General features: G+C 35.8%; 7 protein-coding genes and 4 tRNA genes. 10 read left to right on the top strand and 1 reads right to left on the bottom strand.

Annotated features, from left to right (window positions below):
* Positions 1 to 59 precede the first annotated feature (59 nt).
* The 5 genes from NCCP28_RS19860 to rocF all read left to right on the top strand — a co-directional run bounded on the left by NCCP28_RS19860 (position 60) and on the right by rocF (position 1,893).
* Positions 60 to 135: transfer RNA gene (locus tag NCCP28_RS19860), tRNA-Thr, on the top strand.
* A gap of 24 nt (positions 136 to 159) precedes the next feature.
* Positions 160 to 243 (top strand) — tRNA-Tyr (locus NCCP28_RS19855).
* 20 nt (positions 244 to 263) lie between these two features.
* A tRNA-Gln gene (locus NCCP28_RS19850) sits at positions 264 to 338 on the top strand.
* A gap of 1 nt (position 339) precedes the next feature.
* Positions 340 to 412, top strand: a tRNA-Lys gene (locus NCCP28_RS19845).
* Between the two features lie 584 nt (positions 413 to 996).
* Positions 997 to 1,893, top strand: a complete 897-nt coding sequence (rocF, locus tag NCCP28_RS19840) for an arginase (protein WP_248562964.1) — start codon at positions 997 to 999, stop codon at positions 1,891 to 1,893.
* A gap of 124 nt (positions 1,894 to 2,017) precedes the next feature.
* Here rocF and NCCP28_RS19835 read toward each other — a convergent pair whose 3' ends face one another.
* Positions 2,018 to 2,179, bottom strand: coding sequence for an aspartyl-phosphate phosphatase Spo0E family protein (locus tag NCCP28_RS19835; protein WP_248562963.1), 162 nt, complete (start codon positions 2,177 to 2,179; stop codon positions 2,018 to 2,020).
* A gap of 296 nt (positions 2,180 to 2,475) precedes the next feature.
* Here NCCP28_RS19835 and sigW point away from each other — a divergent pair, with 296 nt between their 5' ends.
* The 5 genes from sigW (at position 2,476) to glmM (ending at position 7,582) form a co-directional block, all read left to right on the top strand.
* Positions 2,476 to 3,039, top strand: coding sequence for an RNA polymerase sigma factor SigW (gene sigW, locus NCCP28_RS19830; protein ID WP_248562962.1), 564 nt, complete (start codon positions 2,476 to 2,478; stop codon positions 3,037 to 3,039).
* A 17-nt stretch (positions 3,040 to 3,056) separates the two neighbouring features.
* Positions 3,057 to 3,707 carry an anti-sigma factor family protein gene (locus NCCP28_RS19825; protein WP_248562961.1) on the top strand — a complete coding sequence of 217 codons (651 nt, stop codon included), beginning with the start codon at positions 3,057 to 3,059 and terminating at the stop codon, positions 3,705 to 3,707.
* Between the two features lie 217 nt (positions 3,708 to 3,924).
* Positions 3,925 to 4,746: a diadenylate cyclase CdaA gene (gene cdaA / locus NCCP28_RS19820; protein WP_248562960.1), complete on the top strand. Its 822-nt coding sequence runs from the start codon at positions 3,925 to 3,927 to the stop codon at positions 4,744 to 4,746.
* Positions 4,743 to 6,191: a CdaR family protein gene (locus NCCP28_RS19815; RefSeq protein ID WP_248562959.1), complete on the top strand. Its 1,449-nt coding sequence runs from the start codon at positions 4,743 to 4,745 to the stop codon at positions 6,189 to 6,191. The genes cdaA and NCCP28_RS19815 overlap by 4 nt, the downstream gene beginning before the upstream one ends.
* Before the next feature lie 38 nt (positions 6,192 to 6,229).
* Positions 6,230 to 7,582, top strand: a complete 1,353-nt coding sequence (gene glmM, locus NCCP28_RS19810; RefSeq protein WP_248562958.1) for a phosphoglucosamine mutase — start codon at positions 6,230 to 6,232, stop codon at positions 7,580 to 7,582.
* The last annotated feature ends 544 nt before the right edge of the window (positions 7,583 to 8,126 follow it).

Below are 8,126 nucleotides of genomic sequence, written 5' to 3'. Positions count from 1 at the left end.
AACTTTACTATAAGATAAAATGTTATTTTAGCATATAGTTTATTGATTTAATAAAAAATGCCGGTGTAGCTCAATTGGTAGAGCAACTGACTTGTAATCAGTAGGTTGAGGGTTCAAGTCCTTTCGCCGGCACCAGTATAAAAATACAAATTTTTATACGGAGGGGTAGCGAAGTGGCTAAACGCGGCGGACTGTAAATCCGCTCCTTCGGGTTCGGCGGTTCGAATCCGTCCCCCTCCACCATTAAAACTTCATTTTATTGATGGGCTATAGCCAAGCGGTAAGGCAACGGACTTTGACTCCGTCACTCGTTGGTTCGAATCCAGCTAGCCCAGCCAAGAGCCATTAGCTCAGTTGGTAGAGCATCTGACTTTTAATCAGAGGGTCGGAGGTTCGAATCCTCCATGGCTCATACTAACCCAAGCATATATTGTATATGCTTGGGTTTTTTATATGCCTAATTTTCTTACATAGAGAAAATTAATGCTTTCTTCATGCAGCTATGGAAAGATTAAATAATTATACTGCTTTTCGACATGGTTTTTAACCTTTCTGTCACCAATTGTGCAGATAGAAACAGGTTGCTTTTCTATTGTTTTATGAGTTGAACCATAGTTTTATCAAATCTTTTTTGCAACTATTTTGCTGAGTTATATTTAAAAATTTTAAATGGATATATACTCAGTTGTAGAAGTGGAAATATGAGCAAAAAGAAATAAATATCATTTTTACATTAGTTAGGTGATGGTGCCATTAGCTACAAGATGTTAAGTCTAAACTTTAATTGCGGAAGTTGAGATATGCACTTTAACTTATAAAAGATAAAGGTTCTTTTTAACTAAAAATGTGAATATGAACAAATAAGAGGCAATTTAAAAACTGATGAAAAATCTTACAGGAAATTTGCGTGTATAATAAGATGAAATGTTGAGTAGAGTCAATTTAATGAAAGAAGGTACAATTGAAGGAAATAATTGTATAGTGAGGATGGTCTGGATGAAGAAGATATCTATAATCGGAATGCCGATGGATCTTGGGCAAATGCGAAGAGGAGTAGATATGGGGCCTAGTGCTATTCGTTATGCTGGTATTAATGAAAGATTAACGAGTTTATTTCATTTTGTTGAAGACTTGGGAGATATAACAGTTGGAAGGCCAGAATTATCAATAGACAAAGAGAATAATCTTCGAAACCTTGATTTAATAGCAGAAAAAAGCGAATTGCTAGCTAATGTGGTGAAAAAGGTTGTAGAGGCAGGTTCATTCCCATTAGTGCTAGGGGGAGATCATAGTATCGCTATAGGGTCTTTAGCAGGTGTTTGCAAACATTATCAAAAACTAGGTGTAATTTGGTATGATGCCCATGGAGATTTGAATACCGCTGAGACTTCCCCCTCTGGTAATATACATGGTATGCCTTTAGCAGCTAGTTTAGGTCTTGGGCATAAGCTACTAACAAATGTAGGGGGATACTGTCCAAAAGTAAAGCCGGAGAATATCGTCCTAATTGGAGCAAGGGCGCTTGATGAAGGTGAAAAAATATTAATTAAAAATAAGGGAATAAAAGTATACACTATGCATGAAATTGATCGTTTAGGCATGACTAAAGTGATGGAAGAGACGATAGGGTATTTAAAAGAGAAAACAGATGGGGTGCATTTATCTTTAGATTTAGATAGTTTAGATCCTCATGATGCACCTGGAGTTGGCACACCTGTTACTGGTGGAATAAGCTATCGTGAAAGTCATCTGGCGATGGAAATGCTGGCAGAAGCTAATATTATCACCTCTGCAGAGTTTGTAGAAGTGAACCCAATTCTTGATGAAAAAAACAAAACAGCTGCTTTAGCTGTTGCTTTAATGGGTTCATTATTTGGCGAGAAGCTGCTATAGGGAAATGGGAAGCCTCTTTATAAAAATAAGAATGTACATTCATATAAGATTAATTATTTGACTATTCCTATATGAATGTAAATTCCGAAAATAAAATGGATGTTTTCAGATTTATATAGCTATATTATATTTTTGCGCGCAGGAGATTTTCATATTTATTCAATAGCTCATCTAGCCTTATGCTTATGTCAATTACTTTTGGATGGGAAAATGATGTATGTTTTGCAAGATAGACCATTTCCTTTCGGTGTTCCTCTATATCCTTTAATAAATTTTTTTCGAACATATTCTTCCCCCTCCTATCAATGAAAGAAAATCCGCTGTTTTTTCTTGATTTTAGCATAATATTACTTTTTTTTTAACCAGTATTAAAAATTTTAAACATAGTGAACATGAATTTGTTAAAATAATAATAAATCTAAAATGAAAAACTTCTATATTTATTTGTATTCTTCCCTTTTATTAGGATGAAAATAACAAGTTAAAAAATAAATACATATAAAGATTAAATAAAAAAGATGAAACCTTTTCCGCTATCGATACGTAATATCGATTAGCCGCATTTAGAGCGGGGGTAAATAGATGGAAGCATTAGTAAAAAAAAGGATTAAGCAAGTATTAAAAGGTGATCAGAACGCATTTGGGGAAATAATTGAGCTTTATAAAGATAGAGTATTCCAGATCTGCTATAGAATGCTTGGGAATCGCCATGAGGCAGAAGATATGGCACAGGAAGCCTTTATTCGCGCATATGTTAATATAAACAGATTTAATATAGAATTGAAGTTTTCGACATGGCTATATCGAATAGCAACTAATTTGTGTATAGATCGGATAAGGAAAAAGAAGCCAGATTATTATTTGGATGCAGAGGTTCCAGGTACAGAAGGGCTAAATATGTATTCGCAAATACCAGCAAATACAAAATTGCCAGAAGAAGATGTCGAGAGCCTAGAATTGCAGACTATGATTCAACAAGAAATCTCAAAGTTGCCAGAAAAGTATCGAGCCGTTATAGTATTAAAATATATCGAAGAACTTTCTTTGAATGAGATAAGCGAAATATTAGAGCTTCCCTTAGGGACAGTAAAGACGAGAATTCACAGAGGAAGAGAAGCATTAAGAAAACAATTACGGTATGTCTGATAAAGAAGGTGAAATATTTGACTTGTCCAACAAGAATTATAGAATATATGCATGAATATTTGGACGAAGAAATAGATGTCAATCATAGAGAAGAGTTGAAAAAGCATTTAAAGGAATGTGAAGAATGCGCTATTCATTTTCATCAATTAAAGAAAACTATTGCATTGGTGCAAAGTACTTCCCATATACAAGCGCCAGCTAGTTTTACCGAAAATGTTATGGCGATGCTGCCAAAAGAGCAAAAAAGGGCAACCTTTAAAAGGTGGATAAGGCATCATCCTCTCGTGGCGGCAGCTTCTTTGTTTATGCTTTTAATGGTATCTAGCCTATTATCTGTATGGAATGAAGATCACCAATTCTCCGTTTCTAAACAGGAGGATATTATAGTAGAAGGTGATACAGCTATTGTGCCAGAAGGTAAGGTAATAAAAGGTGATATTGTTGTTCGTAATGGCAATATAGAGATACAGGGACAAGTTGATGGCAATGTTACAGTAATCAATGGCGAAAAATACATGGCATCAGCAAGCCAGGTAACTGGAGAGATTAAAGAAGTAAATGAAGTATTTGAATGGGTCTGGTTTTATATGAAAAAGACAGTGAATGATACCATTAGTGTATTTCATAAGGATGACGTGAAGGAAGAAAATAGTCTCCCTGCATATTAATTGTAGGGAGTTTTTCTTTATGAAATAATAAAAAGTGAAATATGTTTTTTCTATAGAAGATAGACGTATAATAAGATGAGGAATGACATTTTTATAAGGATTATTCGACTGGTAAGATGTCTAGATTGGTGTTAAAACAGAAAATGATATAATATGATAATGGTAGGTTAAAGCTAAAAAACTACATTGGAAATATATATACTTTGGAGGAAGGAAAATGTCGTTTGCAGATTTCCCTTTTTTAAAATATTTAGCGAATACAGTAGACATTCTCCTTGTGTGGTATGTCATATATAAAATTATTATGGTAATAAGGGGCACTAAGGCTGTACAAGTATTAAAAGGAATATTTGTTATCCTTATTGTGAAATTATTAAGTGATTATTTACATTTACAAACATTAAGCTGGATGATGGAGCAGGTTATTCTTTGGGGAGCCTTGGCTATTATCATTATCTTTCAGCCGGAATTAAGACGCGCTCTTGAACAATTAGGAAGAGGGAAGTTCTTTTCTAGGAGTGGCATGCAAGAAGAGGAGCGGCAGGAGCATATTATTGAATCCATTGTCAAGGCAGTTGACTATATGGCTAAGCGACGAATAGGGGCACTTATATCTTTAGAAAGAGAAACAGGGATGAGCGACTATATTGAAACAGGCATACCCTTAGATTCTAAAATCTCCTCTGAGCTATTAATTAATATTTTTATTCCAAATACTCCTTTGCATGATGGAGCAGTTATTATTCAAAGGGCAAGTATTGCAGCAGCAGCATGCTACCTTCCTTTATCAGAGAGTCCTTTTATTTCGAAGGAGCTAGGAACAAGGCACCGCGCGGCTTTAGGGATTAGCGAGGTGACTGACAGCATAACCATTGTTGTGTCAGAAGAAACTGGTGCAATATCTTTAACAAAAAACGGAGAGTTACATCGGGATTTAAAGTTAGATGCATTCAGGGAACTGTTGTCTAGCGCAATCATTATACCTTCTACCAAACAAGCTTCCTCTACTATGTGGGGCTGGAAGGGGAAGAAAAAATGAATAAATTTTTTGATCGAATTGTGGAAAATAATTGGTTTATGAAGATTATCGCATTTGCACTTGCACTTTTATTGTTTATATCTGTATATGATAAAAACGAAGATAGCAGCGATATAAATGTTCCTGGAAATGATGCTACAGAAGTAGTAAAGGATATTCCGGTAAAAGTATACTATGATACGAAGAATGTAGTGGTAGCAGGTGTTCCTAAAACAGTGGATGTAACGTTAAAGGGACCAAAAAGCCATGTGCAAGTTGCAAAACAGTCAAAGGACTTTGAAGTGTATGTAAACTTGGCAAATGCAGATATTGGCGAAAAAAAAGTAAAGCTGCAAGTTAAAGACTTGTCTGATAAACTAGAAGCCGAGGTTAATCCTAGTACAGTTAAAGTGACAGTCAAAGAAAAGGTGACTAAAGAATTTAATGTGGAAGCAGAGTTTAGCAATAATTCTATTGCTTCCGGTTATGCGGCAGGCTCAGCTGAATTAGATTCTAATACGGTTAAAATAACTGGCGCAAAAGATGAGATAGATAAAATTGCTTATGTGAAGGCAAATGTTGAAATAGATGGGTCCACAACAGAAACGATTGAGCAGGAAGCTGAAATTTCAGTATTAGACAGCAGTTTAAATAAGTTGGATGTACAGGTAGAACCAGAAACAGTGAAAGTGACGATCCCTGTTAAAAGGGTAAGCAAAAAGGTTCCAATTAATATTGTAAAAAAAGGCTCCCTTCCTAAAAATGTTATATTAGAATCAATTACTTTGGATAAGGAAGAGGCTACAATTACTGGTTCGGAAAGTGTGTTAAAAGATGTTGACAGCACACGAGTAGAAGTAGAGTTAAGCAAAATAACAAAAGATCAAACTTTATCTTTGCCTGTTATTATCTCTAATGGTGTAAAAACAGTTGATCCAGAGCTAGTAAATGTTAATGTAAAGGTAAATATAAAGGAAGAGGAATCGAACGAGCAAGAGAATGAAAAATCTGCTGATAATGGTAACTCAAATACCGAAGAGACAGATCAATCTGAAGAAGATGGGTCAAGTAATACAACGGATGAAACAAGTGATGCAAATGATAACACAACTGATGAGTCAAACGATGATACTGCAATAGATGATAATGAGGCAGAGGAAGCTACTAGCAGTGAACAAACTAGTGCAAAAACATTGGAGAGTGTGCCGATTAGTATAAAAGGCCTTGATGCTGAGCTTTTAGGAGATATGAAGACTCCTTCAAATGGGAATACAGATATAGAAGTAACAGCAAAAGAATCTATACTCAAAAATGTTACAAAATCTAGTTTTACTTTATATATAGATGTTAGCAACTTGGGCGAAGGTGAACATGAAGTTAACATAAAAGCCAATGGTCCAAACGATGTAGAATGGAGTTTAGCGAATAAAGTAGCCACTATCGCTATTACAAAGAAGGATTCTTAATTTAGGGTTTATCATAGTTAGAAGGAGCGATTATTTAAATGGGTAAATATTTCGGGACGGACGGAGTACGAGGAATTGCAAACAGTGAACTAACACCAGAAATTGCGTTTAAGCTTGGGAGATGTGGTGGTTTTGTATTAACGAAAGATCATGATCGGCCCAAAGTATTAATTGGCCGCGATACCCGCATTTCTGGACATATGCTAGAAGGTGCACTTGTTGCAGGGTTATTATCAATTGGAGCTGAGGTAATGCGCTTAGGAGTTATTTCAACGCCCGGTGTATCCTATTTGACTAAGGTGTTGGGAGCACAAGCGGGTGTAATGATTTCAGCTTCGCACAACCCTGTGAGTGATAATGGCATTAAGTTCTTTGGACCAGATGGATTTAAACTTTCTGATGATCAAGAATTGGAAATTGAAAGTCTTATTGATCAGGAACAAGATAATCTACCAAGACCAGTAGGCGGGAACTTAGGTCAAGTGAATGATTATTTTGAAGGCGGACAAAAATATCTGCAATTTTTAAAACAAACGGTAGACGAAGATTTCACCGGCATTCATATTGCTTTAGACTGTGCACATGGTGCAACCTCATCTTTAGCAATGCACTTATTTGCAGATTTGGATGCTGACATCTCCACAATGGGTGCTTCACCTAATGGATTAAATATTAATGATGGAGTTGGCTCTACTCATCCAGAGGCATTAGCAGCATTTGTGAAACAAAAAGAAGCAGATGTAGGCCTTGCTTTTGATGGGGACGGAGATCGGTTGATTGCTGTAGATGAAAATGGCCAAATTGTTGATGGCGACCAAATTATGTATATATGTGCAAAGTATATGAAAGAAACAAATCGTTTAAAACATAATACGGTGGTTTCGACGGTTATGAGCAACCTAGGTTTTTATAAGGCTTTAGAGTCACATCAGATAGCAAGTATACCAACAGCAGTTGGAGATAGATATGTTGTAGAAGAAATGAGGAAAAAGGGCTTTAACTTAGGTGGAGAACAATCAGGACATATTATTTTCCTTGATTACAACACAACTGGAGACGGTTTATTAACAGGTCTGCAGCTGGTTAATATTATGAAAGCGACAAAAAAGACACTTTCAGAACTTGCTGGAGAAATGAAAAAATTCCCGCAAAAATTAGTTAATATTAAAGTTACAGATAAATATCATGTGGCAGATAATGATAAAGTAAAAGAAGTAATTGCGAAAGTCGAGCAAGAAATGAATGGAAACGGCAGAATTTTAGTTCGACCTTCTGGAACCGAACCACTAGTGCGCGTAATGGCAGAAGCGCCAACCGAAGACCTGTGCTTAGCCTATGTAAACATTATCTCAGAAGTAGTAGAGAAGGAAATGGGCTTAAAAGACAAGTGATTGTATAAAAAGGCTGATGTTTGCTTAAAAATGCTTATGGCTAGTACTTTCTTTTTTAGAATATGATGGCAAGCACGAAAAAAGCACTTTTGCATACAGTAGAGGGTGAAGGGAATTCTATCAAGAAGATTTCCATCACCCTGTTTTTTATTAAAAAGAGAAGGGGGAATATGTCCGTAGAGGCAAAGTAGTCTTATTTTATGTCCCGTTTAGATAGTATTTGACGGATGCTTTCTATGTGATGTATGATTAACTTGCTTTTGTAAAAAAGCTCTATTTTAAAAAAAAGGGGGATAGAAAGAAACATAAATAAATAAATAAATAAAGCGCCTGGACTAGTAATGGACGAAACGAAAACTAGTTGACGAGGAGGAGGTTTATCGATTTTTCGGCGGATGCCTCCCGGTTGTATTAGCCAATCGAAAGTTCTTCTTTAAAACATTAAGGTAACTTAATGCACAAAGAGAAGGGCATGCTAATAATGACGCAAGCATAAAACTATATCAGAGATAGGGGAGCAAGTTTGTCCCCAGAAAATGTGACT

It is taken from the genome of Niallia sp. NCCP-28 (genome assembly GCF_023168165.1).
GTDB lineage: Bacteria > Bacillota > Bacilli > Bacillales > Cytobacillaceae > Niallia.
The sequence above is the reverse complement of the archived record's forward strand: the minus strand, read 5'-3'. Positions and strand labels throughout refer to the sequence as shown.

Coding starts and splice junctions, on each gene's coding strand:
- cdaA (WP_248562960.1), top strand. CDS start 3,925: ATGTCGTTTGCAGATTTCCCTTTTTTAAAATATTTAGCGAATACAGTA.
- sigW (WP_248562962.1), top strand. CDS start 2,476: ATGGAAGCATTAGTAAAAAAAAGGATTAAGCAAGTATTAAAAGGTGAT.
- glmM (WP_248562958.1), top strand. CDS start 6,230: ATGGGTAAATATTTCGGGACGGACGGAGTACGAGGAATTGCAAACAGT.
- NCCP28_RS19835 (WP_248562963.1), bottom strand. CDS start 2,179: ATGTTCGAAAAAAATTTATTAAAGGATATAGAGGAACACCGAAAGGAA.
- rocF (WP_248562964.1), top strand. CDS start 997: ATGAAGAAGATATCTATAATCGGAATGCCGATGGATCTTGGGCAAATG.
- NCCP28_RS19815 (WP_248562959.1), top strand. CDS start 4,743: ATGAATAAATTTTTTGATCGAATTGTGGAAAATAATTGGTTTATGAAG.